At 58.3% G+C, this 26,965-nt stretch carries 28 protein-coding genes and 1 pseudogene; 21 read left to right on the top strand and 8 right to left on the bottom strand.

Translation table 11 applies throughout. The features are described from left to right. Positions 1-325: 325 nt before the first annotated feature. The gene (locus tag G3N95_RS12445) at positions 326-1,435 is read right to left on the bottom strand and encodes a dienelactone hydrolase (RefSeq protein WP_241018429.1); all 1,110 of its coding nucleotides are present in this window, start codon (positions 1,433-1,435) and stop codon (positions 326-328) included. 62 nt (positions 1,436-1,497) lie between these two features. Here G3N95_RS12445 and G3N95_RS12440 point away from each other — a divergent pair, with 62 nt between their 5' ends. The 7 genes and pseudogenes from G3N95_RS12440 (at position 1,498) to G3N95_RS12410 (ending at position 7,744) form a co-directional block, all read left to right on the top strand. Further along, the gene (locus tag G3N95_RS12440) at positions 1,498-2,958 is read left to right on the top strand and encodes a membrane dipeptidase (RefSeq protein WP_205970282.1); all 1,461 of its coding nucleotides are present in this window, start codon (positions 1,498-1,500) and stop codon (positions 2,956-2,958) included. 193 nt (positions 2,959-3,151) lie between these two features. Further along, positions 3,152-3,535 carry a hypothetical protein gene (locus G3N95_RS12435; protein WP_205970281.1) on the top strand — a complete coding sequence of 128 codons (384 nt, stop codon included), beginning with the start codon at positions 3,152-3,154 and terminating at the stop codon, positions 3,533-3,535. Positions 3,536-3,742: 207 nt separating this feature from the next. After that, positions 3,743-4,136, top strand: a pseudogene (locus tag G3N95_RS12430) (aminotransferase class V-fold PLP-dependent enzyme); the annotation flags it as partial. An 88-nt stretch (positions 4,137-4,224) separates the two neighbouring features. Then, a complete protein-coding gene (locus G3N95_RS12425) occupies positions 4,225-4,995 on the top strand; it encodes a ferredoxin--NADP reductase (protein ID WP_205970280.1) in 771 nt (256 codons plus the stop codon). A 145-nt stretch (positions 4,996-5,140) separates the two neighbouring features. Continuing rightward, positions 5,141-6,562 (top strand): MmgE/PrpD family protein, encoded by a 1,422-nt coding sequence (locus G3N95_RS12420; protein ID WP_205970279.1) that lies wholly within the window; start codon positions 5,141-5,143, stop codon positions 6,560-6,562. A 68-nt stretch (positions 6,563-6,630) separates the two neighbouring features. After that, on the top strand, positions 6,631-6,993 hold the full coding sequence (locus tag G3N95_RS12415) for a hypothetical protein (RefSeq protein ID WP_205970278.1): 363 nt from the start codon (positions 6,631-6,633) through the stop codon (positions 6,991-6,993). Between the two features lie 4 nt (positions 6,994-6,997). Further along, entirely contained in the window at positions 6,998-7,744 is a 747-nt protein-coding gene (locus G3N95_RS12410) for an SDR family oxidoreductase (RefSeq protein WP_205970277.1), read from the top strand. 53 nt (positions 7,745-7,797) lie between these two features. Here G3N95_RS12410 and G3N95_RS12405 read toward each other — a convergent pair whose 3' ends face one another. From G3N95_RS12405 to G3N95_RS12395, 3 genes are all read right to left on the bottom strand, one after another. Next, positions 7,798-8,127: a hypothetical protein gene (locus G3N95_RS12405; RefSeq protein WP_205970276.1), complete on the bottom strand. Its 330-nt coding sequence runs from the start codon at positions 8,125-8,127 to the stop codon at positions 7,798-7,800. 172 nt (positions 8,128-8,299) lie between these two features. Then, the gene (locus G3N95_RS12400) at positions 8,300-8,611 is read right to left on the bottom strand and encodes a hypothetical protein (protein WP_205970275.1); all 312 of its coding nucleotides are present in this window, start codon (positions 8,609-8,611) and stop codon (positions 8,300-8,302) included. 151 nt (positions 8,612-8,762) lie between these two features. After that, a complete protein-coding gene (locus G3N95_RS12395) occupies positions 8,763-9,101 on the bottom strand; it encodes an H-NS family nucleoid-associated regulatory protein (RefSeq protein WP_205970274.1) in 339 nt (112 codons plus the stop codon). A gap of 172 nt (positions 9,102-9,273) precedes the next feature. Here G3N95_RS12395 and G3N95_RS40870 point away from each other — a divergent pair, with 172 nt between their 5' ends. Continuing rightward, positions 9,274-9,870, top strand: a complete 597-nt coding sequence (locus G3N95_RS40870; protein WP_205970273.1) for an H-NS family nucleoid-associated regulatory protein — start codon at positions 9,274-9,276, stop codon at positions 9,868-9,870. A 104-nt stretch (positions 9,871-9,974) separates the two neighbouring features. Then, the gene (locus G3N95_RS12385; RefSeq protein ID WP_205970272.1) at positions 9,975-10,964 is read left to right on the top strand and encodes a helix-turn-helix domain-containing protein; all 990 of its coding nucleotides are present in this window, start codon (positions 9,975-9,977) and stop codon (positions 10,962-10,964) included. A gap of 96 nt (positions 10,965-11,060) precedes the next feature. Here G3N95_RS12385 and G3N95_RS12380 read toward each other — a convergent pair whose 3' ends face one another. Continuing rightward, positions 11,061-12,278: an FAD-dependent monooxygenase gene (locus G3N95_RS12380; protein WP_205970271.1), complete on the bottom strand. Its 1,218-nt coding sequence runs from the start codon at positions 12,276-12,278 to the stop codon at positions 11,061-11,063. Positions 12,279-12,449: 171 nt separating this feature from the next. On the opposite strand from G3N95_RS12380, the gene G3N95_RS12375 reads away from it, so the two are divergent. Together G3N95_RS12375 and G3N95_RS12370 are read left to right on the top strand one after the other, a co-directional pair. After that, the gene (locus tag G3N95_RS12375; protein WP_205970270.1) at positions 12,450-13,397 is read left to right on the top strand and encodes a LysR family transcriptional regulator; all 948 of its coding nucleotides are present in this window, start codon (positions 12,450-12,452) and stop codon (positions 13,395-13,397) included. A gap of 142 nt (positions 13,398-13,539) precedes the next feature. Continuing rightward, the gene (locus G3N95_RS12370; RefSeq protein WP_205970269.1) at positions 13,540-14,691 is read left to right on the top strand and encodes a branched-chain amino acid ABC transporter substrate-binding protein; all 1,152 of its coding nucleotides are present in this window, start codon (positions 13,540-13,542) and stop codon (positions 14,689-14,691) included. Positions 14,692-14,711: 20 nt separating this feature from the next. On the opposite strand, the gene G3N95_RS12365 is transcribed toward G3N95_RS12370, so the two are convergent. Then, positions 14,712-15,398 (bottom strand): TetR/AcrR family transcriptional regulator, encoded by a 687-nt coding sequence (locus G3N95_RS12365; protein ID WP_205970268.1) that lies wholly within the window; start codon positions 15,396-15,398, stop codon positions 14,712-14,714. Positions 15,399-15,579: 181 nt separating this feature from the next. Here G3N95_RS12365 and G3N95_RS12360 point away from each other — a divergent pair, with 181 nt between their 5' ends. The 8 genes from G3N95_RS12360 to G3N95_RS12325 all read left to right on the top strand — a co-directional run bounded on the left by G3N95_RS12360 (position 15,580) and on the right by G3N95_RS12325 (position 22,784). Beyond that, positions 15,580-17,094 (top strand): CoA-transferase, encoded by a 1,515-nt coding sequence (locus tag G3N95_RS12360; protein WP_205970267.1) that lies wholly within the window; start codon positions 15,580-15,582, stop codon positions 17,092-17,094. A 43-nt stretch (positions 17,095-17,137) separates the two neighbouring features. Then, positions 17,138-17,914 carry an enoyl-CoA hydratase/isomerase family protein gene (locus G3N95_RS12355; RefSeq protein ID WP_205970266.1) on the top strand — a complete coding sequence of 259 codons (777 nt, stop codon included), beginning with the start codon at positions 17,138-17,140 and terminating at the stop codon, positions 17,912-17,914. A gap of 23 nt (positions 17,915-17,937) precedes the next feature. Further along, entirely contained in the window at positions 17,938-18,606 is a 669-nt protein-coding gene (locus tag G3N95_RS12350) for an amino acid ABC transporter permease (protein ID WP_205970265.1), read from the top strand. 7 nt (positions 18,607-18,613) lie between these two features. Further along, positions 18,614-19,264, top strand: a complete 651-nt coding sequence (locus G3N95_RS12345) for an amino acid ABC transporter permease (RefSeq protein ID WP_205970264.1) — start codon at positions 18,614-18,616, stop codon at positions 19,262-19,264. A gap of 62 nt (positions 19,265-19,326) precedes the next feature. Beyond that, the gene (locus G3N95_RS12340; protein WP_205970263.1) at positions 19,327-20,163 is read left to right on the top strand and encodes a transporter substrate-binding domain-containing protein; all 837 of its coding nucleotides are present in this window, start codon (positions 19,327-19,329) and stop codon (positions 20,161-20,163) included. Positions 20,164-20,211: 48 nt separating this feature from the next. Beyond that, complete coding sequence (locus tag G3N95_RS12335; protein ID WP_205970338.1) at positions 20,212-20,949, top strand: amino acid ABC transporter ATP-binding protein; 738 nt, start codon at positions 20,212-20,214, stop codon at positions 20,947-20,949. Between the two features lie 81 nt (positions 20,950-21,030). Continuing rightward, complete coding sequence (locus G3N95_RS12330) at positions 21,031-21,468, top strand: MaoC/PaaZ C-terminal domain-containing protein (protein ID WP_205970262.1); 438 nt, start codon at positions 21,031-21,033, stop codon at positions 21,466-21,468. 182 nt (positions 21,469-21,650) lie between these two features. Further along, positions 21,651-22,784, top strand: coding sequence for a porin (locus tag G3N95_RS12325; RefSeq protein ID WP_205970261.1), 1,134 nt, complete (start codon positions 21,651-21,653; stop codon positions 22,782-22,784). An 831-nt stretch (positions 22,785-23,615) separates the two neighbouring features. Here the strand turns inward: G3N95_RS12325 and G3N95_RS12320 are convergent. Next, positions 23,616-24,365: an SDR family NAD(P)-dependent oxidoreductase gene (locus G3N95_RS12320; protein WP_205970260.1), complete on the bottom strand. Its 750-nt coding sequence runs from the start codon at positions 24,363-24,365 to the stop codon at positions 23,616-23,618. Positions 24,366-24,454: 89 nt separating this feature from the next. Next, positions 24,455-24,658 (bottom strand): tautomerase family protein, encoded by a 204-nt coding sequence (locus G3N95_RS12315; RefSeq protein ID WP_205970259.1) that lies wholly within the window; start codon positions 24,656-24,658, stop codon positions 24,455-24,457. 500 nt (positions 24,659-25,158) lie between these two features. On the opposite strand from G3N95_RS12315, the gene G3N95_RS12310 reads away from it, so the two are divergent. Next, a complete protein-coding gene (locus G3N95_RS12310; RefSeq protein ID WP_241018428.1) occupies positions 25,159-25,986 on the top strand; it encodes a transporter substrate-binding domain-containing protein in 828 nt (275 codons plus the stop codon). 142 nt (positions 25,987-26,128) lie between these two features. Further along, entirely contained in the window at positions 26,129-26,962 is an 834-nt protein-coding gene (locus G3N95_RS12305) for an amino acid ABC transporter ATP-binding protein (protein ID WP_205970258.1), read from the top strand. Positions 26,963-26,965: the final 3 nt, after the last annotated feature.

The following is a 26,965-nucleotide window of genomic DNA, read 5'->3' as shown; positions in this document are numbered from 1 at the left end:
AGGAGCGAGTGGATCACGAGAGTCGTGTCAATCAGTTGCGCGATCCATTAACGCCTTGCTGCACCGCATGAGAATCTCGACGATGTGCGCTGCCAACGCAGGCGATTGCCAGGTGTGCGGCGAAAGCAGGATTTCCTGACATCATTTTCAGCGCAACCTTACGGCGCCTGATTTCCCGCTTTCGCATGCGCGAGCGCAGCCACGTTCCGAGACGGTCGACATACAGATACACGACAGGCGTCGCGTCGCGTTACGGTCTGTGTGGGTCGAAATAGATGTCAGGTTTGTATTCGGCGTCGCATCTGAGAGACATACGAGACATCGCCTACCGTAATGTTGCCTGGAAAAACTGCACTACAGCGGCGTTGAACTGTTCATGGAACGCCGCGCGGTCGAAACCCGGCAAGCTGTTGCACAGTTCCGGCCGCTTGTGGGCGAGGCGGACATCGCAGGGTGGAAGGAAGTCGTAGTGGCCCGCGCCCGCGACTACGTGATAGTCAGGCGCGTGGGGCAGGGCGGCGCGTACTGCTTCGTCGTAGTAGGGATGCTGCTGATGACGATCGTCGGCTGCGCGCCAGAGTTGAACGGGGACATGCACGTTGGCCAGCCCCGCGCGGCCGAATGTGAAGCCGAATGCGGGCGCGGCGATGACTGCGGCCTTGATGCGCGGATCGTGGACCCACGCGCTGGCAGGAACGTCCGCGCCAATGCGAGGATCGACGCCCATATGCTTCAGGGCCTCGCACAGGTCATCGTCCGGATGGGCTTCACAATGCGGAGCGATCGACGAAAGGTCCGGAGTCCCGCCCGCTGCCACGAGCACGGTAAATCCGCCGTTGGAAAAGCCGAATGCGCCGACACGGGACGCATCGAGCCGCCCGTGCCAACGCCACTCATCGAGCATGTAGTCCACCATACGATGAAGCTGGGCGGGCCGGCGCCATAGTTCCAGGACGCGGCTCTGGTCATCGAACGTGTCGCCGGCGTGACTGACCGCGGCCGCCACGAAGCCCGCGTGAGCCAGGGCGATGGCCGTGTCGTAATGGCCGTCGTACCATCCGCCGCCGCCATGAGACATCACCACTAGCGGCAGATCATGGCCGGTCACAGGAGCGCCCGGCGCGACCATCTGAGTGACATTGCCCAAGGTGTGCGGCGTCGCCGGCGCATCGGTTGGATACCAGATTCCGGCCGTTAGCGGCGGCTCCGCGCCGTTCGTAATCTTGATCTCTTCGAACCCGACGTCGGCGGCGTGAGCAGGCGCGGAGACCAACGCAAAGACGATAGTGAACATGACCATCAATCTCACGATGATCTCCTTGTTATCGTTGATCTGATCGAATGGCATCGAGTGATGCGTTGCCGAGGCGAAGCGTATTAATGTGTCGTCTTCACGCTGGATAAACAGGCGCTGGCGCCGATCATACTCCCGCATGTTTGCGAGGGGTCCACGCTGCTCCATATTGCCTTCAGACCTTCAACCGGATAACAACGACAATGCGAACCGACGACGAGTCCCTTACATCATCATCGATATGGGCCGGGATCCGCACTGACTTTGCAATGGCTTTCGAAGGGTCGCAGGTGGAGATCACCGGGTGGATGATTCCACTCGATCAGACCGCAAGCGCTGTCGATTATTTCCTGCTTGCCGCGCAAGAACCCTGCTGCGGCGGGTGCGTGCCACGCGATGCTTTCCGTTGCATCGAAGTGATGTCACATCAGGCGATTGCATTCGACACGGGCCCCGTTCGTATTCGAGGCCGTCTGGTAAGGCTGGTCGACGATCCCGCAGGCTGGCGCTACCGGCTCGAATCGGCGGAGCGGTTGTTCGGCGCGACTGGCGTGAGCAGGCGAGCGTTCCTTGCGTCGGGGACCGCACTAGGGCTTGCGGCATGCATGCCTGGTCGCTTTGCGGGCTACACCGATACGCGTGCGGAGAGCGAGTCGGCTAACAGCGAACCAACGCGGTGGCAGGCATCCGCAGGCGTATTGACAATCGACATGCACAGCCATGCTGGCCACGTCATCGTCTCGCGTGATCCGGCTATCGGCGCAACCAGGCCGTTGACGCCCGTGAGCGCACCGATGCGCGCAGGCGGCATGAATGTGATCTGCCTCGCGATTGTGACGGATACGGTGGTGACGCGTGTGTCAGCCGACCGAAAGCGCTTTGAAGCGTGGCGCACGCCGCAACCCGGGGAACTGTATCAGCTGGGTCAGACCGAGTTTGTCCGCGCGAAAGAACTGGTCGATCGCGAGCAGTTGGAAATCGTGACGAGTGCCGCCATGCTCGCGTCGACCGATCGACAGAAACCACGCGCGATCGTCGCGGCAGAGGGCGCCGATTTTCTGGAGGGCCAACTGGACCGTGTTGACGAAGCACATTCGCTCCATCAGCTTCGGCATCTTCAATTGACGCATTATCGGGTCAATGAACTCGGCGACATCCAGACAGAACCGCCTGTTCATGGCGGACTGACTGACTTTGGTGCAGACGTCATTCGCCGCTGCAATGCGCTTGGAATCGTCGTGGACGTGGCCCACGGCACCTACGATCTCGTGAAACGGGCGGCGTCCGTGACGACGAAGCCGCTGGTGCTTTCCCATACGGCGCTGGCAGGGCATCCAGGTGCGCGCAGCCGGCTGATCACGGTCGACCATGCACGCATCATCGCGGAGACGGGCGGCGTTATCGGCGTCTGGCCGAGTTCGGGGTCGTTCCACAATCTGGATGAGATGGCGCACGGCTTCAGACGCATGGCGGATGCGGTCGGCGTCGAACACGTAGGACTGGGAACGGATATGCTCGGCTTCATCTCTCCTCCCGTTTTCCGCAGCTATGAACAGTTGCCGGCGCTCGGGGCAGCATTGCTTGCTGCGGGGTTCTCGCAGTCGGAGATTGAGCAGATTCTTGGGGGCAATTATCGGCGGGTGTTCGAGGTGTCGGTGGGTTGAGGGTGGATATCATGATGTGGATTCGACGCGGGCGCTGGAACCGGAATTTGCGCAGCAACCTGCGTCATAATCGACGTGGTTTCATCTCTGCACGCGGCTGGACAAGGTAGTCGAACTCGAGTCCACGCCGTTCAAACACCGATATGTCGGGCAGCTCAACTTCCAGCTCTCCGCCGTTTAAAGCACAAGCATCATGGAAACATACAATCCTGAGCGCGCACCCGAACCTTCTTCATGGCTGGAACTGGGCGAACAGGAACGCATTGCTCTGGTCGAAGCCTGGCATCGCGCCGCACATGTCAAACTTCCGAACGTCACACTGCACGCCGTGTTCCACGCCATCGTCGAAAACCAGATAGCGATGAATGTCGAACCAGTGGTCCGAGCCATGCATCGCCTTACAGGAGGAGGGTTGACGCGACACGACGCTGTTCACGCGATCGGCTCCGTGGTCGCTACCCATCTGTTCGATACGCCGAAGAAGGCTCGGAAGGATAGTGTCGAGGCTTCGCATGCGCAGTACTTTGCCGCAGTGGATCGCCTCACCGTCACGAGCTGGAATCAGGGAGCGAAGTAGTGGACGTGACCAAAACTGCGGCTCAGTGACGGCTTTGGATTCATAGGTCGTCAATACGGCCGCCCGCCATCCGACCGCACAAACGCACTTGAGCAAAACGCGCGGCGACTCGAACTAACGCCTCACGGCGTCAGCATGTTTCATCAACGCTTCTAGAAATCGAAACCGTGACCGCCATCCGCGCGCGATCGCATCCGTAGTCAACAACTGGCGGGACGTGCCACGGACGCCTACGAGAACGCACGCGAGATCGTGCATCGCTTCATCGGCACGGCATCGCCGGAAGAGATCGTGATCGTGCGAGGAACGACGGAGGCGATCAACCCGATCGCGAAGACGTGGGGCGTCGCCAACGTCGGCGTAGGTGACGAGATCATCGTGTCGCATCTCGAACATCACGCGAACATCGTGCCGTGGCAGCAACTGGTCGCGCAAACCGGTGCGAAGCTGCGCGTGATTCCCGTCGACGATTCGGGCGAGGTGCTGCTCGACCAGTACCGCAAAAGCCACCGTGCGTCCATCGCTGGCGTTCTACAACACCTGCGATGAGGTCGATGCAATGGTGTCCGTCATCAGGTCTCTTGCAACCCGGAGCGGCCGCTGATCGGGCGACGGAGCAGTTGGGCGTAAAATCCCGCCTGTTCCGTCGCTTTCGGCGCTAACCGTCACCTCCGCTACTTCGCACCGTAATGAGCAAATTCGACACCGCTATCGTCCAGTCTGTCCATCACTGGACCGAAACCCTCTTCAGTTTCACCTGTACCCGTGAACCGGGCATGCGCTTCCAGAACGGCGAGTTCACGATGGTCGGCCTCGAAGTCGATGGCAAGCCGCTGAGCCGCGCCTACAGCATCGTGAGTCCGAATTACGAAGACCATCTTGAGTTCTTCAGCATCAAGGTGCAGGACGGCCCTTTGACGTCGCGCCTGCAGCATCTGAACGTGGGCGACACGGTGCTGATCGGCAAGAAGCCGACCGGCACGCTGCTGGCCGATAACCTCTTGCCCGGCAAGACACTGTGGCTCCTGTCGACGGGGACGGGCCTCGCACCGTTCATGTCCATCATTCGCGATCCCGACATCTATGAGCGCTTTGGGCGGGTGATTCTGACCCACACGTGCCGTATGAAGGGCGAACTCGCCTACATGGACTACATCAAACACGATCTTCCGGGGCATGAATATCTGGGCGACGTCATCAAGGAAAAGCTCGTCTACTATCCGACCCTGACGCGCGAGGAATTCGAAAACGAAGGCCGGATCACCGACCTGATTGCATCCGGCAAGCTTTTCACGGATCTCGACGTACCGCCGTTCTCTCCCGAGAACGATCGCGTGATGTTGTGCGGCAGCACCGCGATGCTCAAGGATACGACCGTGTTGCTGAAGAACGCGGGGCTTGTCGAAGGCAAGAACAGCGCACCGGGACACTATGTGATCGAGCGCGCTTTCGTCGATTGACCTGACGGGCTTCTGGTCCGCTGGCCTGGGCTCAAAATAAAGTCAGCGGCAACCCGGACCCCGCCGAGGCACTACCTATAATGTGACAGCGACTCGTCCTGTTCCCCATTAGCCCGCGAAATGCGGTATTGGGAGGTAGTGTTTCATGGAGACGCCGACATACGACCCTGGTGCGCAGTCAACTGTGGCGCAGACATTCGCCCGATTCTGCGCCGGACTCGAATACGACGCGCTGTCACCCGTCGTGGTCGAACGGGCCAAGCATTTCTTCATCGACTACATCGCTATCGCGCTGCACGGTTCCACGCTGGATTCGAGCCGACCCGTGCGCATGCTGGCTGCCTCCCGGCCGATCCCGGGCGGCGCTACGCTGCTCGGCCGGTCCGACCCGGTGCACTCCGGCTGGGCCGCACTGGCCAACGGAATGGCCGCGCACAGCATGGAGCTGGATGACACCTATCTTCCCGGTTCGATTCATAACGAGTCATTCGTCTTTTCCCCCGCACTGGCGTTGGCGGAAGAACGGGGTGTCAGCGGAAAACGCTTCATCACCGCCGTCGTTGCTGGATTCGAAGTTGCCTGCCGTGTCGCCGCCGCCCTTAAGCCGGCAGTGACGAACGCGCGCGGCTTCCATCCAACGGGCACCACCGGCGCAGTGGGCGCCGCCGCTACCGCGGCCACGCTCCTCGGGCTGGATTCAGCGCAGACTACGAATGCGCTCGGGGTTGCGTGTAGCCAGGCGGCGGGGTTGCTCGAATTCGTCACCGACGGCGCCTGGACGAAGCGCTTTCACGGCGGCTGGGCCTCGCATGCCGGCATGGTCGCGGCGGAACTGGCGCAGCACGGGATCACAGCGCCGCCTACGTCCGTCGAAGGCAAGTATGGCTACCTGCATGCTTATTCCGGCGATCCGTTGATGCAGGCGCTGCCGGTTGGCGAAGGTGAGACGCTTGCCATTGCGCAGACGGCAATGAAGTACTACCCCTGCAACTACTATATCCAGTCGATCAACGATTCCGTGCTGCAGCTTGCTGTGCGCGCGAATCTGTCTGTTGAAGCAATCGAACGCATCGCCGTTTATACGGTGCGGGCGGCCATGCCACTGGTATGCGAACCAATCGGGCAGAAGCGCCGCCCGAAGCTGATGATCGACGCGCAGTTCAGCGTGCCGTTCAACGTTGCCCTCGGCCTGGTCAAGGGACGCGTCTCTTTCGTGGACTTCACTTCGGCGGAATTCACCAGCCCCGAGATCGAGCGCCTGATGGACAAGGTCACGTGCCACGTCGATCCGGCGCTGGATGCACAGTATCCGGACGCGTGGCCTGCACGTGTCGAAGTCGAACTTGCCGACGGTCGCACGCTTGTCGCGGCCACTCGATATGCCAAGGGCGATCCACGGAATCCGTTGAGCCAGGACGAGGTGATCGCCAAGCACCGCAGCATCGTCGCCGGCGTCGTCGACGAGCGTACCGACGATGAGATCCTCGACTTCATTCTAAGTCTTGAAACCAGAGCGGATTTTAGCGAGCTGACACGCATCTTGAAGAAGTTCGTCTTGCCCGGTTAGTTTCCGGCAGATCGTTGCGGGTGTCGCCGGGTCACAGATGTGTTCGTTTGCTAGCAGAAGGAGAAGCGATGGAATGCATCGAGATTTATACCGGCAGCGACGGACATTCGCACTTCAGACGGATCGAAGCGTTCGAAGTCAGCCCGGTGTCTTTCAACGGTGTTGACGTGTCGTTGTCTTCGCCGCAAGCGTGTGAGAGCGTATTGCTGCACGAGTTCGACAGCGACTATTTCCTCGGCTGGCACAATCCGCCGTCCAGGCAGTACGTATTCGTGCTTGCAGGGGAGCTTGAAATTGCGGTGGGGAATGGGGACGCTGCGCAACGCTTTGCGGCAGGCGCCGTTTTCATTGCAGGTGATTCGCATGGTAAAGGCCATACGACGCGCGCGATCCTTGCAGGCCGCGCATTAGTCGTCAACTTGCGAGGATGAGGCGATGCTACTCGAGCATGCTTTGGCCGTAGTGACGGGCGGCAGCAGCGGCATCGGCTTTGCCACCGCCGAACGATTCGTATCCGAAGGCGCACGCGTGGTCATCAGCGGGCGTCATGCGGACAAGCTCGGCCTGGCTGCGCAGAAGCTCGGCGCGAACGCTTTGGCTGTCGTTGCAGACGCCGCAAGCCCGAAAGACATGCAACGGCTATACGAGAGCGCAGTGGGCCATTTTAAGCGCGACGTGAACGTTGTGATTGCGAATGCCGGCATATCCCGGCAAACACCCGTGCGTGAGACGTCGTGGGAGCAATTTTCCGACGTGTTCAATGTCAATGTCGGCGGAGTCTATGCGACCGTGCGTGAGTCACTGCCGTTTCTCGCTCGACCTGCATCGATCATCCTCGTTGCGTCGCTTGCGGCCAATCAGGGCACGAAGAATTTTTCCGCGTATTGTGCGTCGAAGGCGGCGGTGGTTTCGCTTGCAAAGAGCTTTGCCGCCGAATTCGTCGAACACGATATACGCGTCAACAGCATCTCACCCGGGGTTGCGGAAACGCCGATCTTCGACACATTGGGAATATCCAACGCGCAACTGCTGCAATGGTCGAACGTCATTCCGATGAAGCGGCCGGCTCAGCCCGATGAAATTGCAGCCGCCATCCTGTTTCTCGCATCTGATGCGTCGCGGTATATGACAGGCGCCGATCTTGCCGTAGACGGAGGTATGTCAGGGATCAGCCCGTTTTGATGGTGCTCACGCGCGAACCCTCAAAGCGAGGCCGCGGCGAGCGCCATTTTCGATCAATATCCGTAGCCGCCCTGGCAAGGCACATAGGCGCGTCGATAGCTGTCGTAGCAAGCGGCCGGCGCCGGTTGCGCATAGACCTGTTGCGCATAAGCCGGCTGCTGATAGACCGGTTGCTGATAAGCCGGCTGCGCGTAGACAGGCTGTGCATTCACAACAGACGTCACGAGCGCGCCGAGCACGGCGCCGCCGATGAGCGCGCCGACAATCGCGCCGCCATCGTCGCCACCGCGACCATTACCCCAGCCACCGTGCCCATGCGCGGACGCCTGCTGGGCGACTGACAAACTACCGATTAGCAACAAGACGAGCGCAGTGCGTTTCATGAGACTTCTCCGTTTTCCCGTTTGACGGGTTCATGGAGAACATCGTAAGCAAGCGCTGATGAAATAACCTATGCAATTGGTAACGGCGCATTTCCATGCTTACAAAGTCATGGTTCGGGCCGGCCGCCTGAATGATGGGGGATATGCCGCTCGCGACAGAGCGGCCCGCCGGTCAGCTACGTTTCCCTTTGAGCGTGAAGGGCGCCAGCAAAGCTTCCATGTCGAGCGGATGCCCTTGCAGGAGAAGCAGGCGCGCATGGAGCACCGTGTTTTCCAGAACCAGCTTGGCGGTGCTCAGAAGATACAGCGCATGAACGTCGGAGACTGACATACCGGTCTCCACGGTGTGGTGACGTTCAACGAGCGAACTGACGATGAGGCGCCTGAGTTCCTGTTCTCCAAACGGCAGGTCTGCGTAGTCGATCGGGTCTTCGGCTTCAACTTCACGAAGCATGTCGACAAGCGTTTCCGTACTCACTTCCATGAGTCCTCCCCGGACGAAAGGTCAAGGTCAGCGTGGCCAACAGACATCATCTTGCGCCCACAGACTACGTATTCAATTCAATAAAGTCCAGTCGATATTTAATAACCACTGCCGGTACTTGAAGGAGCCAGGCAGTCAATGATTCCCGAATTTACAGATCGCGTTGCAAGGGCTGTACGGCGGCCAGCCGGCTGCCTGCAAACGGATCCTGACTCCAGTCCACATCCGGACGCGCAGCGGCCCGGGATTGGGTCGCGCCGCGCACGGCGAAGTGTTCCATTGACTGACCGGCACTGATAGCCTGCTTGAGCCATTGAGGCATTTCGCCGTCGCCTGACCAGATCTCGCCGCTGGCGCTGCGATACCGTGCGGACCCTTGCCGAAGCTCGTCTGCGGCAATCGCCGCAGCGAGATCGTCGAGTTCGATGCCGACCTCGGACATTCTGCGGCGCAGGTAGGCGACGATACTGTCGCGTTTTCGTTCATCCATGAATTCCCCGTTTACGAATTACGCCTTGAGGCGCGTCTTTGTCAGCGCAAGCGTCATGCCTTGAGATTAACATTATCGGCGCAATGCCACCTGAAAGATCTGTCGTTAAATGGTCGATATGCACGGTTATATGGCATAGTGCGGCCATTACTAACGACGGGGGGGAATATAAATGGCAACACTCGAAAAGCTTCACACACAGATTGCGAAGCTTCAGGCACGGGCGGAAGTGCTGGTTGCAAAACAGTCGTCCGGCGTCGTCGCGAAGATTCACAGCATCATGGAAAAGCACGGTTTGACGACGGCCGATATCGAAGCGCACATCGGCGGATCGAAGAAACGCGGACGCAAGCCGGGCATCAAGGCTGCCGTCAAAACTTCCACATCGGCTGCAAAATATCGCGACCCGAAAAGTGGCGCTACCTGGACAGGTCATGGCCGGGCGCCCGCATGGATTGCCAATGCGAAGAATCGCAACAGGTTTCTCATTGACGGCAATTCTGACGCTTCGACGCCTGCGGGCCGCAAGGTCGCCACGGTCGCCAAGGTCGGGAACTATGTTCGAGGCCCGCAGGCACCGAAGTACCGCGACCCCAAAACCGGTGCGACATGGAGTGGCCGTGGCCCCGCACCCGCATGGCTGGCGAGTGCAAACGACCGTACGAAATTTCTGATTGCCGGGGCGACGGAGAGTGCGACGCAGTCGAAGTCTCCCGCAGCGAAGAAAGCATCGGCACCGGCCAGGAAGGCTGCGAGAAAGAAAGGATAACCACCTCATCGATCACCCGGTAATGAGTCGCGCGAACGCCGCCGCCAGTCTCTCGTTACCGGGTTGCACGCTTGTCGCTTTACGTTGGCACAGGGTCACTGTTCATGCTCGCGAATGGCATCGCTTACAGCCGGTTCGATGTTGCCGGGCTGCCACCGCAACAGCAGCTTCTGGCTTATTGGGAGCAGCTTGGCCATATCATCGAATTAGTGCCGTCGCGTGAGCAAGTCCGACAGTCCTTTATTTGCGTCAACGACCGCTACGATATCGGCGAATTCCGTATGAGCGACACCTATACGGATCACGTTGTTATCGAGCGCACCATCGCCCGCATTTCGCGCGATACCGCGCGCGGCATCGGATTCACCATTTTCATGGATGGTGAAACTCACTCGGCAATGACGCACGCCACGAAGCGTGAGTACACCGTGTATGGGGGCAGCGTATTTGCGACGGACCTCGATCAACCCATACGCCTTCAACGTCAGGCGTGCCGATACATCACGCTTGTCGTACCCCGCAATCAACTGGGGCACGTGTTCCCGGATCCGGGAGCGATACACGGCCGCATGCTCGACCCGAACAAGCCTGGCACGCGGCTCGTCGTCCGGCGTGCCAGGAGCCTTGTCGAGAATTTCCGGTACGTGCCGCTCGAGGACGCTCGTCGCGGGGTCGCCGACCTCGTGCAACTGATCGTCGATGCATTCGGAGAGGACGCCGGCTTGAGCGGCAGCAAGCGAGCCGTCTCACGCGCGCTGATGTTCGAAAGCGCCCGACGACATGTCCGCGCCAATCTGCATGAATGCGGACTTTCACCTGAGAGCGTGATCGAATCGTTGAGGCTTCCGCGCAGCACGATTTATCGGCTGTTCGAGCATGAAGGCGGTCTTGGTGCCTACATCCGTCACCTCCGCTTGCGCGCCGCGGCAGACGATCTCGTTCGATTTCCGACGGTCTCGATCAAAGACATCGGCTATTCAGTCGGCTTCAAAAGCGCATCCGACTTTACGCGTGCTTTTCGGCGCGTCTATGAGACGACACCGCAGGAAATGCGTCTGAACGACTACCGATATCTCCCTGCTGAACAGCGGTAACCCGCCGTTTTGGCGGCTACCCGGAAGGCACGGCGGAAACGATGGCTGGTGTCACGTTCAGATCCGCCGTGCAGACGTCAACGAAAGACGCGCAGTTCAAAGCCAGGTGCCGCCCTGACGTTCGGTCGGTTCTTGGGCGAGGGCGTCGAAATCGTGAATCCAGTCAAGATGGTGCAGCAGGCTGTCGCGTGCGCGAAGGCGGGCGTTGCGCGCCTGCGCCTCGGGTCCGTCCGGCAGATGCAACACATCAGCCGTCGATATCGACGCGTATTGCACTTTGCGCGTGCGGCCCCGCCGCAGCCGTTCATAGGCCTCCTGCGCCTCGCGCCACCGACCCGGGCCCGCTTTGGCCAGTTGCGCGGCCAGTACGACGGCATCTTCGATCGACTGATTGGCGCCCTGGCCATGGTGCGGCACGAGCGCATGCGCGGCATCGCCGATGAGCGTCACGCGGCCCTTGCTCCAGCGCCCGAGCGGAGGACGATGGAACAGACCCCAACGCTGGCTGATCGGCACCGCCGAAATCATTTGCACCACCGCCGGATGCCAGTCCTTGAACAGACGTAGCTGCTCGCCCTCGCTCGCAGGTGCGACCCACTCGCGCGAGGGCCACGGCGAAGGATGGCGCTCGACGAGCAGGAAGTTCTGGTCGCCTTTGTCGCCGATCGGATAGTGAAGCAGATGGCCTTGTGGTCCGACCCAGAACTGGATGGCCTCGGGATCGGGCAGCAGATCCATGCGTTCGGCCGGCACCACGCCACGAAAACCTGAGCAACCCGAATACAGCGCGTCGTCGTAGCCGAGCATCCAGCGCCGCGTGATCGAGCGTGCCCCGTCCGCGCCGATGACCAGATCGGCGTCGATGCGCTGACCGTTTGCGAAACTCAGACTCACACGATCCGGATGCTGCACGAGATCGGTCAGCCGATGACTGAGATTGATGCGATCGAGGCCGACCGCGTTCGACAGCACGGCTTGCAGGTCCGCGCGGTGCACGCCCCAATAGGACCCGCCGAACTGCTGGCGATAGCTGGGTTCGCCACGATGCTGTCCAATCACTTCGCCGTTGCGCCCGTCCCGGTAGATCAGCGCGGGAATTTCGGCGCACACCGCATCGAAGGGTGCACGCAGTCCCATGCGCTCGTAAAACCGCGTTGCATTCGCCGACAGTGCGACTGCCGCTCCGACCTCGCGGAGTTCGTCGGTCTGCTCGTAGAGCTGCGCGTCGATACCGTGTTCTTGCAATGCGAGCGCGAGCGTGAGGCCTCCGATGCCTGCACCAATGATTGCAATCTTCAGATCAAGCCGTTCCATGCAGTGTCTCCAGTTTTCAGACTGTGTGTTTGAGCCGGCGCAGCACGCATACTCTGCTGAAGCGGGATGCGTGGGCCTTGTCTGAATTCTCGGCACTCGTTGTCCATTTCACAATAAAATGGGCTGAATCTGCATCATCACTGAAATCAATGAGCCCGGGATACCCGTGTCATGAATCTGAGTGAAGTCGATCTCAATCTGTTGCTGCTTTTCCAACGGTTGATGCAGGAGCGGCGAGTATCGACCGTGGCCGAGCAGATGAACATGAGTCAACCTGGCGTGAGCAACGCCCTCGCCAAACTGCGTCGACGGCTGGGAGACCCGCTGTTCGTGCGTGGGCCGGGCGGAGTCGTGCCCACGCCGTTCGCGTTGAGCCTGGCAGAGCCGGTTTCACAGGCGCTAGCAATCCTGCACGCCGCACTCAATCCCGAGACCGGTTTCGATCCATTGCGCGTCATGCGCACGATAACGATCGGCATGACCGATATCGGCGAGGTCGTCTTTCTGCCCGCACTTGTCGAACGGCTATCGCGCGAGGCGCCGGGTATTTCGCTCAATACCGTCCGCGACACGAGCGTCAATCTGAGCAACGAGATGGCAGAGGGTAGGGTCGATCTCGCCATCGGCTTGCTGCCGCAACTCAAGGGCGGGTTCTATCAGCGCCGCCTGTTCGATCAGCGGTATGTCTGCCTTTTCAGGCGTGGCCATGCGTTGGAAGATGCGCCGCTCACGCTCGCTGCCTGGCGTGAAGCCGAGCATCTGGTGGTGGTGGCCGCGGGCACCGGACACGGTCAGGTGGACGATTGGTTGAAGCAGCGGGGCGTGCAGCGCCGGGTGCGATTGACGGTGCCGCACTTCATGAGTGTCGGCTATATCCTGCAACGCACCGATCTGATTGCCACTGTGCCGGAGCGTTTAGCCTTGCAACTGGCGGCACCATTCTCACTGAGCCTGCGCGCCTTGCCCTCGACGTTGCCCGCCGCGCCGATCCATTTGCTCTGGCACGCGCGAGTCCATCACGACGAAGGCAATCGCTGGCTGCGTGAGATGGTGATCGACCTGTTCGCAGACTCGGCGACGCAAACGCGCAAAACGAAGACTGTGCAGAAGAGATCGTAGTTCGAAACAGGATCTTAGGTCGGGTGGCCGGATCGGGGCAGTCTGGGGCCACCGCGTGCAACCGATGGAAAGCATGTGTCTGGCTCGTTTTGTCAGGATTAAACTTCCTGGAATTGATTTAACAAGCTCACGGAGCGACTCGATGATTTTCCGCAGTTTGATGAAGCCGGTTTTCCTTCTGCTGTGGTGTCTGGCAGCTGCTGGCGCATATGCCGACGCTTCCAAAGTGGTCAAGATCGGCATCGTCGCGCCTTTGACAGGCTTCTCGGCATCGTATGGTAAAGATGAAGAGAATGGCGCCCGTCTTGCGTTTGAAGAAGCGAATCAGGCCGGTATCGTGATCGCCGGTCAGAAGGTCCGATTTGAAGTCGACGCTCAGGACGACGCGGCAGACCCGAAAACGGCGGTACTGATTGCGCAGCGGTTTGTCGACGAAGGAGTGAGCGGTGTAATTGGTCACCATAACTCTGGATGTTCCATCGCTGCGTCGTCCATCTATCAACGGGCTGGTATTCCGCAAATATCGCCAGGCTCCAGCTCTCCTCTGTACACCGCACGGGGTCTCAATACAACGTTCCGCACGATCAGCAACGACGACCAGATGGCTGTCGTCGCTGCGAACTATTCGGTCAGGCAACTTGGCGCGAAACGGATTGCGGTGATTGACGACAGCACGGACTACGGGACGAATCTCGTGACGGAGTATGTGAAAGCTGTCCAGAAAGCGGGCGGCGACATCGTTTCGTGGCAATACACGACGACGCGATCAATCGATTTCCGAGCGATTCTCACGACGATTAAAGGTTTTAGGCCCGACCTTATTTTTTACGTCGGCCAGGATGTGCAGGCCGCGGGCCTTGTACGACAGATTTACCAGCTTGGGATCAAGGCCAGGTTCATGGGCGAAGGCGGGTTCACCAACGAGAACTTTCTTCGGCTTGCAGGGAGCAGTGCGCAAGGCATGTATAGCTGGGAATACGGATTGCCACTCGAGCGGATGCCGCGTGCTGCCGAATTGGACCGGAAGATGAAGGCGCGGTTTGGTGTCGGCATTGTGCAGTACGCGCCGCTTGCATACGACGCGTCGTGGGCACTCATTCATGCAATGCAGAAAGCCAATTCGACAGACCCGAAGATCTACACCGACGCATTGCGGACCAATACGTTCGACGGCGTGACGGGCAGTATCGGCTTTACCCGAAGCGGAGATCTGAAAAATGCTTCGGCAACCTTGTATCAGGAGCAGGGTGGCAAGTGGGCAGTACTGGCGGTCGAGCATACCCACTCTAACTGACACGTCAGCCGTTTGAGCGACTACGGTGCAAGAAGACGCAATATCGTATCGATGTTGAACGCAAGCCGCTCCGCACGTCTGTCCTTGTCAACGAAGCTGAATCCGAAAATCACCTCATTCGTGTAGCGGTTGTTGAGGTAGTAGTAGGCGATCGCGGCCAGTGTGATATGAAGTTGGCGAGCATCCACGCCCGCACGAAACTCACCCGTCGCGACGCCGCGATCGAGGATGTCCTGCAGCATGTCGATGAAGCCGACATGCAGTTCCTTGAACCGTTCCGAATGGGCGACGTGGCGCGCATGATGAAGGTTCGCGCTATTCACCAATGACATGAAGTCCGGGTTCTTCAGATAGAAATCCCATGTGAATGTCATCAGCTTTTTGATGGCTTCAGTCGGGCTCAGATGTTTCAGATCGAGCTCCGCTTCAGCTTCCCGAATCCCTCCCCAGGCTTCTTCGAGAACCGACTGGAACAACTGGTCCTTGTTCTCGAAATATTCGTAGATCAGCCGCTTGTTGACCCCAGCCCTTTCGGCAATGGAGTCGACTCGCGCACCGCCCAGCCCCTCCGCAGAAAACTCTTCCTTGGCGGCGGCAAGAATCTTTTCCTTGGTGAGCGCGGGGTTACGGACCTGCTTGGCTCGCGGCTCGGCTTGCTCACCGGCAGCACGCAGTTTTCTGGCTCGTATCGCTGCGGAAGTAGACATCTCAGAGGTTCTATTTGGGGGAATGACCAGTTTAAGGGAGGTGGACGGAGTCAAACCTATCGTTTACCCCATCCCCGATATCTTCGCTTGACATGCATTTTCGACCAGAGCACGATAATTCACAAGTAACGATCCAGTTCGGTATTTAACCAAACACTGAGTAATCCTGCTAGGAGGTAGCGTGGCTCAATGGAAAAAAATCGAGGAGGCTGTCGCTGACATCCCCGACGGGGCAACCATCGCGATCACGGGTTCGGGTGGTGGGCTGCTCGAAGCGGATGCCGTGCTGGCCGCAATCGAAGCGCGTTTTTTGCGCACCGGACATCCGCGCAATCTCACGCTCGTGCATGCGCTGGGTATCGGCGACGGTAAAGGAAGTGGTGTCGGACGCTTTGCGCATCCGGGCCTGGTGAAGCGGGTAATCGGCGGTCACTGGAGCTGGTCTCGCACGATGCAAGACCTGGCGAAGGAAGACCGGATCGAAGCGTACAGTTTCCCGGCCGGCGTGATCGCCACGTTGTTCCGGGAAATCGGAGCTGGGCGTCCGGGCGTGATCACCCGAGTAGGGTTGCGTACGTTTGTCGATCCGCGTTTTGGCGGTGGCAAGATCAACCGGTCCGCAACGGAAGATCTGGTGGAAGTCATCGAACTGGATGGAGAAGAGTTCCTGCGCTTCAAGCCGTTCAAGATCGATTTCGCGATCGTCAAAGCCTCGTCGTCCGATACCCGAGGCAATCTCACGGTTCGTCATGAGCCGGCCGACCTCGACATCTATGCCGTATGTCTGGCGGCACACAACTCCGGCGGGAAGGTTATTGCGCAGGTCAAGAAGAGGACCGAGGGCCACGTCCCGGCTCGCCTGGTTCGCGTACCGGGCATTCTGGTCGACACGCTGGTTGAAGTCGCGTCCCAGCGTCAGTGCGCGATCACTGAATACGATCCGACGCTGAGCGGCGAACAGCCGACCACGGAAGGCCAAGGAGAATTCGAATCGCCCGAAGGTATTCGCCGGATCGTTGCCGAACGGGCGGCGCGCGAAATGCAAGCGGGGCAGTCAGTCAATTTCGGCTTCGGCTTTCCTGGCGCTATCCCGGCCATTCTGGCCGACCAGAACCTCCATGGTCGCTACTGGGGATCTGTCGAACAGGGCATCCACAACGGCGACATGCTCGATGGTGTGATGTTCGGCGCTGCACGCAATGCGGACGCGATCATCCCCAGCATCGATCAGTTCGATTTTTACAGCGGTGGCGGAATCGATGTGACCTTCCTGGGAATGGGTGAGCTGGACCGGGAAGGCAATGTGAACGTATCCAAGCTGGGCAGCACGGTAGTCGGACCCGGCGGCTTCATGGACATCACGCGCGGTTCGAAGAAGGTTGTGTTTTGCGGCGCTTTCGAAACGAAGGGGCTTCAGGTCGACCGTGGACAAGACGGCGATTTGCAGATTCTGAACCCGGGCCAGGTGCCGAAACTCGTCGAGAAGGTTGCGCATATTACGTTCAGTGGCCTGCAGGCGCTCCATGAGGGCAAGGAAGTGCTGTACATCACCGAACGTGCTGTGTTCAGGCTATCGGAGGACGGCGTCCACCTGGTCGAAGTCGCCAGGGGAGTCGATCTGCAACGCGACGTCCTGGACAGAATGGCCTTCATTCCAATCATGGATGAGCAATTCACGGGAATGTCGGCGCAATAGTTTGCGCATTTGATCTTCGAGTATTCCAGGGACGTCAATCGAAATGAATGCTGAAAATGCCGTGTTGTTTCACCGTACAGAAACAACAGCAATCCTAACTTTGAACCGGCCGGCGAGACTGAATGCGCTGACGCTGGAGATGCTGCAACACATCGACCAGATACTCGAGGAGGTCGAAACCAATAACGAGATCTCGGTACTCGTGCTCAGGTCAGCAAGCCAACGCTTCTTTTGCGCCGGCGCCGACGTGAATGAGTGGGGTGCAATCGATCCGGAAAAAATGGGCAGCAGGTTCATTCGCGCGGGTAACCGCGTGATGCGAAGAATCGCTGAACTGGACAAGCCGACTATCGCTGTTCTGAATGGAAGCGCTCTTGGCGGCGGTCTCGAACTGGCGCTCTCGTGCGACCTGCGATACGCGCTGTCGTCCATTCAGATTGGATTTCCGGAGGCGGCAGTTGGCGCGATCCCCGGCTGGATGGGCTGCCAGCGCCTGGCCAATCTCGTGGGCCCTGCACGTGCGAGGGAGATGATCCTGCTGGGTACGTCGATCCCGGCCGCAACGGCGCTGGATTGGGGCGTGGTCAACGGCGTCAGCGAGACACTCGAACAACTGGATGAGCAGGTACGTGATGTCTGTGCATTGCTCGGCAAGCGCTCGGGCGTATCGATGTCGGTCGCCAAGCGGCTGCTTCGGTTAATTGAACCGTCGGGAACTGAAGCAGCGCACGAGTTTGCCGCGTCTGTCTGCAAAGCGACTCCCGATGCGGAGGAAGGCGTCGCTGCCTTTCGCGAAAAGCGAGCGGCGATTTTTCGCTAACACACGGCAACTGAGGTTCTGTCATGCACTATCAATTCGACTTCAGTGCGATAGCACAATACCGGCAACTCCTGGTCGACGGGACGGTCGAGACGCTAAAGATGTCGCTGGTCTCGATGGGCCTCGCATTGGTCGCCGGAATCGTCGTGATGCTCGCAAAGAAGAGCACCGTTCCACCCATCAGGTGGTTCGGTACCGCGTTCATCGAGATCATCCGCAACACGCCGTTTCTGGTGCAACTGCTCTTCATCTACTTCGGTCTTGCGTCGCTCAACGTCAAGCTCAGCGTGACCGAGGCGGCAGTCACGGCGCTGACCGTCAATGCGGCGGCATATGTAGCGGAGATCGTGCGCGGCGGTGTCGAAGCCATCCATAAAGGACAGTTGGAAGCGGGCGCCGCGCTCGGTCTCAAACCCTACCAGATCTTCTGGAACGTCGTCTTGCGACCTTCGATCCGATCGGTGTATCCGGCGTTGTGTAGCCAGTTCATCCTGCTCGTGCTGAGTTCGAGCATTGTCTCGTCAATCTCGGCGCCCGAATTGACTTCGGCAGCTCAGCAGGTTGAATCCGCTTCGTTCAGAAGCTTCGAGGTCTACCTCGTCGTAACAGCTATCTATCTGATGCTGTCGATCATCCTGTCCAGCATCTTCAAGATGTTCGGCCGGGTCTACTTCGCTTATCCGACCAAGTGAGGCACGAATGATTCCGGAATTTGGCATCAGCGACGTCTTCCTGCTTTTGCAGGGGCTGAAATGGACGATCGCACTGGCTGCAATTGCAGTGATTGGTGGCGGAGTGATGGGGCTGGGCATCGCGCTTCTGCGTACGTCTGAATACCCGTTCGTCCGCTGGCTGACGACGGGCTATATCGAAGTGTTTCAAGGCACCCCGCTGTTGATGCAGCTGTTCGTCGTCTACTACGGTGTTTCGCTGCTGAATCTCGACATCAGTGCCTGGGCCGCGGCGGCACTGGGGCTGACGGCACATGCGAGTGCGTTCCTTGGCGAGATCTGGCGCGGCGGGATCGAGGCTGTCGCAAAAGGGCAAAGCGAGGCGAGCAAGGCTCTCGGCCTGAAGTATTTCGATCGTATGCAAGCGATTGTGTTGCCACAGGCATTCCGTGTTTCCTTACCCGCGACGGTGGGATTCATCGTTGGCCTGATCAAAGGCACGTCGCTGTGCGCCATTATCGGTTTCACGGAACTGACGCGGGCGGGACAGGTTGTTGCCAACACCACGTTTGAACCGTTCATGGTGTTCGGGATTGTCGGTGCACTCTATTTCGGTTTGTGCTGGCCGCTCTCGAATTTTGGAACCCGGATCGAGCGGAAGTTGGCTACGGGACGGTGAATCACTGTTGTTTTAACTGTTATTGACTTTACATGCCGCGAAGGCAGATTGGGGAACGCGAAATGAAGAGCTCATTGAAGGTAGACCGCCGTAAATGCATCAAGGCACTGTGTGCTGCTCTTGCCGGCGTCATGTTGCCGCTCGCGGCCGTACATGCTGGCGAGATCGACACGTTGAAGTCGAAAGGGAAAATGGTCTTTGGCATCGTCACCGACCAGAATCCGTTTGGCTTCATCAATAGCAGTGGCAACAATGACGGCTACGACATCGAACTGGCCCGCGACATGGCCAAGAAACTGGGCCTCACGGCCGAGTTCGTGCCCGTGACTGCGGCCAACCGCATTCCGCTGCTTCTGACGGGCAAGGTCGACGCGCTGATTTGCGTCCTGGGTATGTATCCGGACCGGGCCAAGGTCGTGCAGTACACGGAGCCGTATGCCGTCATCAACGCGTCGCTGTATGCGAAAAAGGACGACAAGATCTCCGCAGTCAATGATCTGTCCGGTCAAAGCATTGCCGTCGCACGCGCCAGTTCGATGGACAAGGCGATTTCAGAGGTGGCGCCGAAGACCGCGACGATCCGGCGCTATGACGACGATTCGTCGGCAATTCAGGCGCTGCTCTCTGGGCAGGCTCAGGTGCTTTCGGGCTACAGCCACTATTTTCCGGTCTTGAACAAGGCCGCGCCCAACCAGTACGAACAGAAGATCGTACTCAGTCAGGAGTTCCTTGGCATTGCCGTGCGACCTTCCGATAAGGATCTCGCGGTCTGGATCAATACGTATCTGGACAAATCCGAAAAGGATGGCAGCTGGAACACGCTGTACAAGAAGTGGTTTGGCGTCGAGAAGCCGTCGTTGCCGAAGTCGCTGCCCAACATTCCGATGGCATCTAACTGAACCCAATACTTGTTTGGCGATTCTGTTTTTCTTGGTTCCGGAGACATCATGGATGACGTAATCCAAATGGTAGGCGTGGAGAAATGGTATGACAAAGCGCATATCCTCAAGGGAGTGAATCTGACGGTAAAGCGCGGCGAACACCTGGTGCTCTGCGGACCGTCCGGATCGGGGAAGTCAACCCTGATCCGGTGCATCAACTACCTTGAAAAGACACAGGGCGGCAAGATCATGGTCAACGGCGTCGAACTCGGCACGCACGGAAAGGGTGCGGAGAAAGTCCGGAACGACGTGGGCATGGTTTTCCAGCAGTTCAACCTGTTTCCGCATCTGACGGTGCTCGAGAACTGTATGCTCGCGCCCCGGCGCGTGCAGAAGGTCAAAGCTAGCGAGGCGAAAGAACGGGCGATGAGGTATCTGTCGCGTGTGAAAGTAGCTGACCAGGCGCACAAGTACCCTGCACAACTCTCCGGCGGTCAGCAGCAACGTGTCGCGATTGCGCGTGCGCTGTGCATGGACCCGAAGATCATGCTTTTCGATGAGCCGACGTCGGCGCTCGACCCGGAAATGGTCAAGGAAGTACTGGACACGATGATCGGACTCGCTGACGACGGCATCACGATGATTTGCGTCACCCATGAAATGGGCTTCGCCAAATCGGTAGCGCATCGCGTTCTGTTCATGGACGGAGGTCAGATCATCGAAAGCAGCCCGCCGAAGGAGTTTTTCAGCGCGCCGAGTCACCCGCGCACACAGGCGTTTCTTGCGCAAATTCTCGCGCACTGAGCGGCCGCTATATGGTCTGGCGCAACGCCTCCGGGCCTTGGTTGGCCCTTGGCTGTTTTCAGCTTTCTCCACGGACACGCGATGGTCGATTTCCCGGTTAGCGCCGGCGAGCGCTTCGAATTCCGCAAGACGATTTCCGAATCGGATGTCTATCTGTTCGCGGGAATCACGGGCGATCTATCACCCAACCACGTCGATGAAGAACAGATGAAACGGTCCCGATACGGCGGGCGCATTGCACACGGAGGCCTGCTGGTGGGCTACATGTCCGCGTGCTCGACCATGGCATCCGAGCGTTTCCGCAACTGGAACGGCAAGGTCGCGGTATCCCTTGGATACGACCGTATCCGATTTTTGCAGGGCGTCAGGATTGGAGAAACGATCGCGGTACATTACGAAGTCACGAGCATTGATCGCTATCGTCTCCGGTCAACCGCTGATGTAAAGATCACCACGTCGGATGGATGTCTTGCAGCCGTTGCCCAGCACATTCTCAAATGGGTGAATGCTGAAGAATGACTCTGCGCGGATGACTCGGCGCATGGTGGTTACACAACTATACAGGCTTGACACTTGAGGGCTTCGAGTGCGCTGCCTTACGCAAGGTAGTGCAATTTCAACCAGACACGAAGTTGACTATCTGCATCTGCGATAGGTTGCAACATATAAATAGTATTACATATGAATGTTTGGAGAAAACAATGAAGAAAGTTGTAAAAACAGGAATCGCTTTGACAGTGACCTGCCTCGCATATCAGGCGCATGCTCAGAATACGGTCACCCTGTACGGCGTCGTCGACACGGGCCTGATGTACATCCATAACAGCGGTGGCCACTCCACGCAGGTCTTGATGACGAGCGGTTCCGAATCGGGATCCCGTTTTGGTCTCAAAGGTAGCGAAGACCTTGGCGGTGGACTGAGGGCAATTTTCCAGATCGAGAACGGATTCAATTCGACCAATGGCAAGCTGGGTCAGGGCAGCCGCATGTTCGGCCGTCAGGCGTATGTCGGGCTGACCGGTAACGGCTGGGGCACCGTGACGCTGGGCCGCCAGTACGACCCTGTGGTCGACCTCGTGCAGCCCATTCAGGGCGACAACTGGCTCGGCGGCTTTTTCACGAGCCCCGGTGACATCGACAACGCGGATAACAGCGTCCGTTTTAACAACGCCGTGAAATGGGCCAGTCCAAACTGGTCAGGCCTGCAACTGGAGGCGATGTACTCGTTCGGTGGCGTTGCAGGTTCGGTTGGCTCGGGCCAAACGTACAGCGGCGCGGCGTCATACAGCAACGGTGCGCTCTCACTGGCTGCGGGCTATCTGCATATCGACAACGGCAACACGTCGCTTTCGACTCGCGGGACGACATCCGCAGACTCGCTGTTCAACAGTTCGGTCAACAATGCGTACGCCTCGTCGCGCTCAATCAATATTGCACGCGCCGGCGGCAACTATGTGCTGGGAAGTGTGACGTTGGGTGGCTACTACAGCTTCTCGCAATACAACCCCGACGCGAGTTCGACATTCACGAAGGCGGAGAAATATCACAATGGCGAAGTGTATGCAGTGTGGCAGATTACGCCTGCGCTGCTGACACAGGCCGGCTACGACTATTTGAAGTCGTCAGGCGATTCGTCCGCCAAGCAGAATCAATTTTCGATTGGTGTGGACTATTTCCTGAGCAAGCGGACGGATGTGTACGGTGTTGCCGCTTACGCACTTGCCAGCGGCCAGAACGGTGCGGGCGCAGCTCAGGCGGTGATCGGCTCGAACGATGTCGATTCGGGGTCGAACAAGCAGGCGCTCATCACGGTTGGCTTAAGGCACAAGTTCTAAGTCCGAGTATTAACCGTACGGCGTGATACATCGCCAGACGACGCGATCTTTCACTCACAGCTGGATCTCCACGGGATGATGCCCGTTTCATCCCGTACCGTCACATACCCACGGTACGGGATTTTTTTCACGCGCGATATCAGACGGCGAACTTGCCGTCCGTTAGTCATCGGCGGACATAGAGGAATGCGATTGTGCGGATGGACGAGGTTGCGCGCCAGAATGCAGCGCCTGTCGATCATTCAGTTTGGCTGCGCGTATTCGCATGACGGACGCAGCATCTATTGCAATAGCGACTTGCTCGACGCTAGATCCCACGGAGAAAGAGAATTCAAGCTACGGCTTTCTTCGTGTAATGGGATGTTGCGCCGGACAACAAGCTTATCAGTGTCGTGGGCAGCGATACGCCCAGGTTTCGACAAACGTCACGTCATCACAGTCAGGCCGCTGAGGTAGGAACGGGCGCCGCCCGGGGGGCGTCTCGTCAGCGATGACGACCAGTTTTGCCGAAATCATTCGACTGGTTCTTAATATCCGCAGGATAGTTCCCGGTATCCACATTTCAGCGTAACGACGGATGAATTTGTTCCAGGCATATGACTGCATCGCTATCTCCGACTGAATCTAAAGGTAGAGCCGATTTCAAAAGAAAGGATATCTAATGGCGGGGAACCCATCGTGATAGAGACAGAATTGCGTGTCAATCTATAACGACGCCGACGCTCGCGTCGAATCGGGATGGGAACATATGGCTGACCGATCATGTTTAGAACATCCCGCGCAGCAGAACTGTCGATTGCGTTCTATGTGATTCCAATCTGACTTGAGATCTTAGATGAGGCCGCCGTTGACATGGAGTGATTGACCTGTGATGTAGCCGGCATCGCGGGACAGGAGGAACTCGATAGCCGCTGCAATCTCCGTCGGCTGTCCCAGCCGCTGCAGCGGAATCCGTGCAGCAGTCTCGGCCATCTGTTCGTCTGTGAGCCTGTGATCCGTGCCGGGATCTTTGTGCACAAACCCCGGCACAACACAGTTGATCGTGACGCCACTGCCGCCAAAATACAGGGCGAGACTCCGCACGGCCGTTTCAAGCGCACCTTTGGATGCTGCCGACAGCGGAGCCTGGAAAAGGTCGGTGCGAAAGACGTGAGCATTGATGCTTCCAACTGCGACCATGCGTCCGGCCGGTGATTGCACAAGCAGCGGTGCGGCGGTTCGCGCAAGCGCGAAGAAGCTGTACACGTTTCCCTTGAACGCGTAGTCGAGGTCAGCAAAGCTCCCCTCATCGAAGCTCTTCATCACCGGAAATCCAGCGTTTGCGACGATCGCATCGAGTCGGCCGAATTCCTCTCGTGCTGCACCGATCAACCGGTCGGGAAGCCTTTCGTCCGACAGATCGCCCAATACTGTAACGACCCTACACCCTGTCGAAGCTACGGCAGCGGCAACTTTCTCCAACTGATCGCGCGATTTCCGGGCGTGCAGGACAAGGCCCTGGTAAGCGCCCGCAAGTCGTAAGGCAGTCGCAGCACCAATGCCCGACGAGGCACCAGTGACTAGTACGGTTCTTTCGTCCATTCATCCGGTCCTGATCAAGTCTTGTCAACTTGCCCACGTCAGAACAAATACGTCCACGCGGACGAGGGGATTCCGTCAATGATGTTCTTTCACGACGTCGACTGTGCGACACCGTTTCCGACGATACGGCCGCCGACGGCCCAGTTGGTTGGCGCGACCTCGGCGAATACGATCTGCACGTCTTTTGGCGCGCATTCGGCAATACGAGCCGTTTCCCTCGTGAGGGCTTCGGCCAGTGCAACTTTCTGCTCGGGGGTTCTTCCCGAAAGCATTTCGAGTCGAATAATTGGCATTGAGTCTTCTCCTGCTGAACTCGTGGGTGATCTTTAACAGGCACCGCTGCGGCATAGGGCCGTTCGATTGTCGCAAGCAGCTAGCTGCAACCGTACGGAACGGTCACACCATCCGTCTCTCCGGCAATAGGACGACCTAATGTCGACAATCGTTGCATTTCAACGTGCATCATGTCAAGAAAATGGGTTGTCCTGGCTACCTGACGTTTACCCCTGGAATTGCTCGAACTCCCTTGTACACGGGCGATACGTCGAGACACGACGTCACCGATCATTTATTTTTGCGTTGACATTGTCGGCATTAGATCGACAAGATGCCGTACAACGAGTCGACGGAAATTTCTCGACAAAGTTGAGATCGTGTGCCACTTGGAGGCGAACAGGAAACCAGGTGTTACGCATTCCTGGCGGGGACGACGCCACACGAACAGCACGGCGATCTGGACGCCGATTTTTATCAACCGGAATTAGGTAACAGTGTGAGGTTCAAGATGATTCGGATGACTGAGCTGGTTCGTAATGCGCTTGTATGTGTTGCTGTATCAGGTTCGCTTCTTGTTGCCGCAACATCTGCTAACGCTCAGGATGCCAATACATGGCAGAGCGTCAAGAAGGCGGGTGTCTTGCGCTGCGGCGCCGCGGTTTCCCCGCCGTATGTCATGCGAAATCCGAGTACCGGTGAATACAGTGGAGCCTTTTCCGAGTTGTGTCGGAATTTCGGCGAGAAGGTGCTGAAGGTAAAGGTCGAGTTCGTCGATACGAACTGGGACAACATTGTCGCGGGATTGCAGTCCGACAAGTGGGATCTGTCTCTGGCTCTCAACGACACTCTGGAACGCCGGAAAGCCATTTCGTTTTCGACCGCTGTCACTCCATACAATGTGACGCTCGTCTACAACAAAAACAACCCGAAGGTGCCGAAGGACATTCACACCTATTCTGATTTCGACAAGCCGGGATTTACAGTGGCGGTAATGTCGGGGACCGCTCAGGACAAGGCCATCTCGGGGGTGCTGAAACAGTCGCAGATTCTGCGTTTGCCCGGTGTGGATGAAACGCGTCTTGCGCTGATGTCGAAACGTGCCGACATGGTGGCGGATGACGTCTCGACCAACATGCTCCTGACGACGGCACATCCAGATTGGGCGGTCGTCTTTCGTCCTAATCCGCCGCTTGCACAGCAACAGATCTGTTTTGGTGTCCACAAAGATATTTCGGCAGCCGATCTCGACGTCCTCAACAATTACATCAATCAGCAGGTCAAATCCGGCAACGTCGATCGCCTGATCGACACCTCGGTTAAAGCGGTACTTGCACAGAGCAAGTAGGCCATTACAGCGTGTGGAGAGGTGGCGGAAGCTAGCGCCATCTCCTGCCCGGTCCGCTTCAGCGACTGGGAAGTCGCCGGCATCCGGGCAGGGCATTGCAACCTTGAGCGCGCTCCCCACGCGCGTCGCGGGAGAAACGTTGATGTTATCGTCTCAGATCAAGATCGTTGAGTCATACACCGCACCGGATAATCGCCCGGCAGTTGGCACGGCGCCTTCCCACTTTGTCAGGTTGCGTGACGTTTATAAATCGTACGGTGAAAAACTTGTTGTGATGAACCGTATGAGTCTCGATATGCGCGCCGACGACCGTCTGGTCATTATCGGCCCGAGTGGCAGCGGCAAAAGCACGCTGCTTCGCGTCATGATGGGCCTGGAAAGCATCCAGGGCGGAGAGATCGGCTTTCTCGGCAAGCCGTACATTCACGGCACCGACTCGGCCAGAGCACGCAAGATCGACCTGAAACTGCAGAAGCAGATCGGGATGGTGTTCCAGCACTACACGCTATTTCCGCATCTGTCCGTGCTCAGCAACCTGATCCTCGCGCCTGTGAAGGTGGGGGGCCTTTCCCGGACGGAAGCGACGGAGCGCGCGAGGATGTATTTGGCGCGTCTTGGACTTGAAAGCAAGCTGCACGCGTATCCGAGCCAACTCTCGGGCGGGCAGAAGCAGCGCGTCGCCATTGCTCGAGCATTGATGCTGGAACCGAAGCTTATGCTCTTCGACGAGGTCACTTCGGCACTCGATCCGGAAATGGTCGTCGAAGTGCAAAACGTGATGCTTCAGCTTGCCGAGCAAAAAATGGCGATGATGATCGTCACGCATGATATGCATTTCGCCCGTGATATCGCTACGCGCGTCGTTTTCTGTGCCGACGGTAACGTCGTGGAAGAAGGCGCGCCCGCGGAAATGTTCAAATGCCCGAAGGAAACCCGGACACGCGATTTTCTGCAGAAAGTTCTTCACCTTGAGTGAGGT

The sequence above is a fragment of the Paraburkholderia sp. Tr-20389 genome, from assembly GCF_017104565.1.
In the GTDB taxonomy this organism is placed as follows: domain Bacteria; phylum Pseudomonadota; class Gammaproteobacteria; order Burkholderiales; family Burkholderiaceae; genus Paraburkholderia.
The sequence above is the reverse complement of the archived record's forward strand: the minus strand, read 5'-3'. Positions and strand labels throughout refer to the sequence as shown.

Coding starts and splice junctions, on each gene's coding strand:
- G3N95_RS12435 (WP_205970281.1), top strand. CDS start 3,152: ATGGAAACATACAATCCTGAGCGCGCACCCGAACCTTCTTCATGGCTG.
- G3N95_RS12335 (WP_205970338.1), top strand. CDS start 20,212: ATGGATGACGTAATCCAAATGGTAGGCGTGGAGAAATGGTATGACAAA.
- G3N95_RS12365 (WP_205970268.1), bottom strand. CDS start 15,398: ATGTCTACTTCCGCAGCGATACGAGCCAGAAAACTGCGTGCTGCCGGT.
- G3N95_RS12340 (WP_205970263.1), top strand. CDS start 19,327: ATGAAGAGCTCATTGAAGGTAGACCGCCGTAAATGCATCAAGGCACTG.
- G3N95_RS12305 (WP_205970258.1), top strand. CDS start 26,129: ATGTTATCGTCTCAGATCAAGATCGTTGAGTCATACACCGCACCGGAT.
- G3N95_RS12425 (WP_205970280.1), top strand. CDS start 4,225: ATGAGCAAATTCGACACCGCTATCGTCCAGTCTGTCCATCACTGGACC.
- G3N95_RS12330 (WP_205970262.1), top strand. CDS start 21,031: ATGGTCGATTTCCCGGTTAGCGCCGGCGAGCGCTTCGAATTCCGCAAG.
- G3N95_RS12415 (WP_205970278.1), top strand. CDS start 6,631: ATGGAATGCATCGAGATTTATACCGGCAGCGACGGACATTCGCACTTC.
- G3N95_RS12345 (WP_205970264.1), top strand. CDS start 18,614: ATGATTCCGGAATTTGGCATCAGCGACGTCTTCCTGCTTTTGCAGGGG.
- G3N95_RS12310 (WP_241018428.1), top strand. CDS start 25,159: ATGACTGAGCTGGTTCGTAATGCGCTTGTATGTGTTGCTGTATCAGGT.
- G3N95_RS12375 (WP_205970270.1), top strand. CDS start 12,450: ATGAATCTGAGTGAAGTCGATCTCAATCTGTTGCTGCTTTTCCAACGG.
- G3N95_RS12325 (WP_205970261.1), top strand. CDS start 21,651: ATGAAGAAAGTTGTAAAAACAGGAATCGCTTTGACAGTGACCTGCCTC.
- G3N95_RS12395 (WP_205970274.1), bottom strand. CDS start 9,101: ATGGATGAACGAAAACGCGACAGTATCGTCGCCTACCTGCGCCGCAGA.
- G3N95_RS12410 (WP_205970277.1), top strand. CDS start 6,998: ATGCTACTCGAGCATGCTTTGGCCGTAGTGACGGGCGGCAGCAGCGGC.
- G3N95_RS12370 (WP_205970269.1), top strand. CDS start 13,540: ATGATTTTCCGCAGTTTGATGAAGCCGGTTTTCCTTCTGCTGTGGTGT.
- G3N95_RS12440 (WP_205970282.1), top strand. CDS start 1,498: ATGCGAACCGACGACGAGTCCCTTACATCATCATCGATATGGGCCGGG.
- G3N95_RS12400 (WP_205970275.1), bottom strand. CDS start 8,611: ATGGAAGTGAGTACGGAAACGCTTGTCGACATGCTTCGTGAAGTTGAA.
- G3N95_RS12445 (WP_241018429.1), bottom strand. CDS start 1,435: ATGCGGGAGTATGATCGGCGCCAGCGCCTGTTTATCCAGCGTGAAGAC.
- G3N95_RS12385 (WP_205970272.1), top strand. CDS start 9,975: ATGCTCGCGAATGGCATCGCTTACAGCCGGTTCGATGTTGCCGGGCTG.
- G3N95_RS40870 (WP_205970273.1), top strand. CDS start 9,274: ATGGCAACACTCGAAAAGCTTCACACACAGATTGCGAAGCTTCAGGCA.
- G3N95_RS12315 (WP_205970259.1), bottom strand. CDS start 24,658: ATGCCAATTATTCGACTCGAAATGCTTTCGGGAAGAACCCCCGAGCAG.
- G3N95_RS12320 (WP_205970260.1), bottom strand. CDS start 24,365: ATGGACGAAAGAACCGTACTAGTCACTGGTGCCTCGTCGGGCATTGGT.
- G3N95_RS12355 (WP_205970266.1), top strand. CDS start 17,138: ATGAATGCTGAAAATGCCGTGTTGTTTCACCGTACAGAAACAACAGCA.
- G3N95_RS12350 (WP_205970265.1), top strand. CDS start 17,938: ATGCACTATCAATTCGACTTCAGTGCGATAGCACAATACCGGCAACTC.
- G3N95_RS12405 (WP_205970276.1), bottom strand. CDS start 8,127: ATGAAACGCACTGCGCTCGTCTTGTTGCTAATCGGTAGTTTGTCAGTC.
- G3N95_RS12420 (WP_205970279.1), top strand. CDS start 5,141: ATGGAGACGCCGACATACGACCCTGGTGCGCAGTCAACTGTGGCGCAG.
- G3N95_RS12380 (WP_205970271.1), bottom strand. CDS start 12,278: ATGGAACGGCTTGATCTGAAGATTGCAATCATTGGTGCAGGCATCGGA.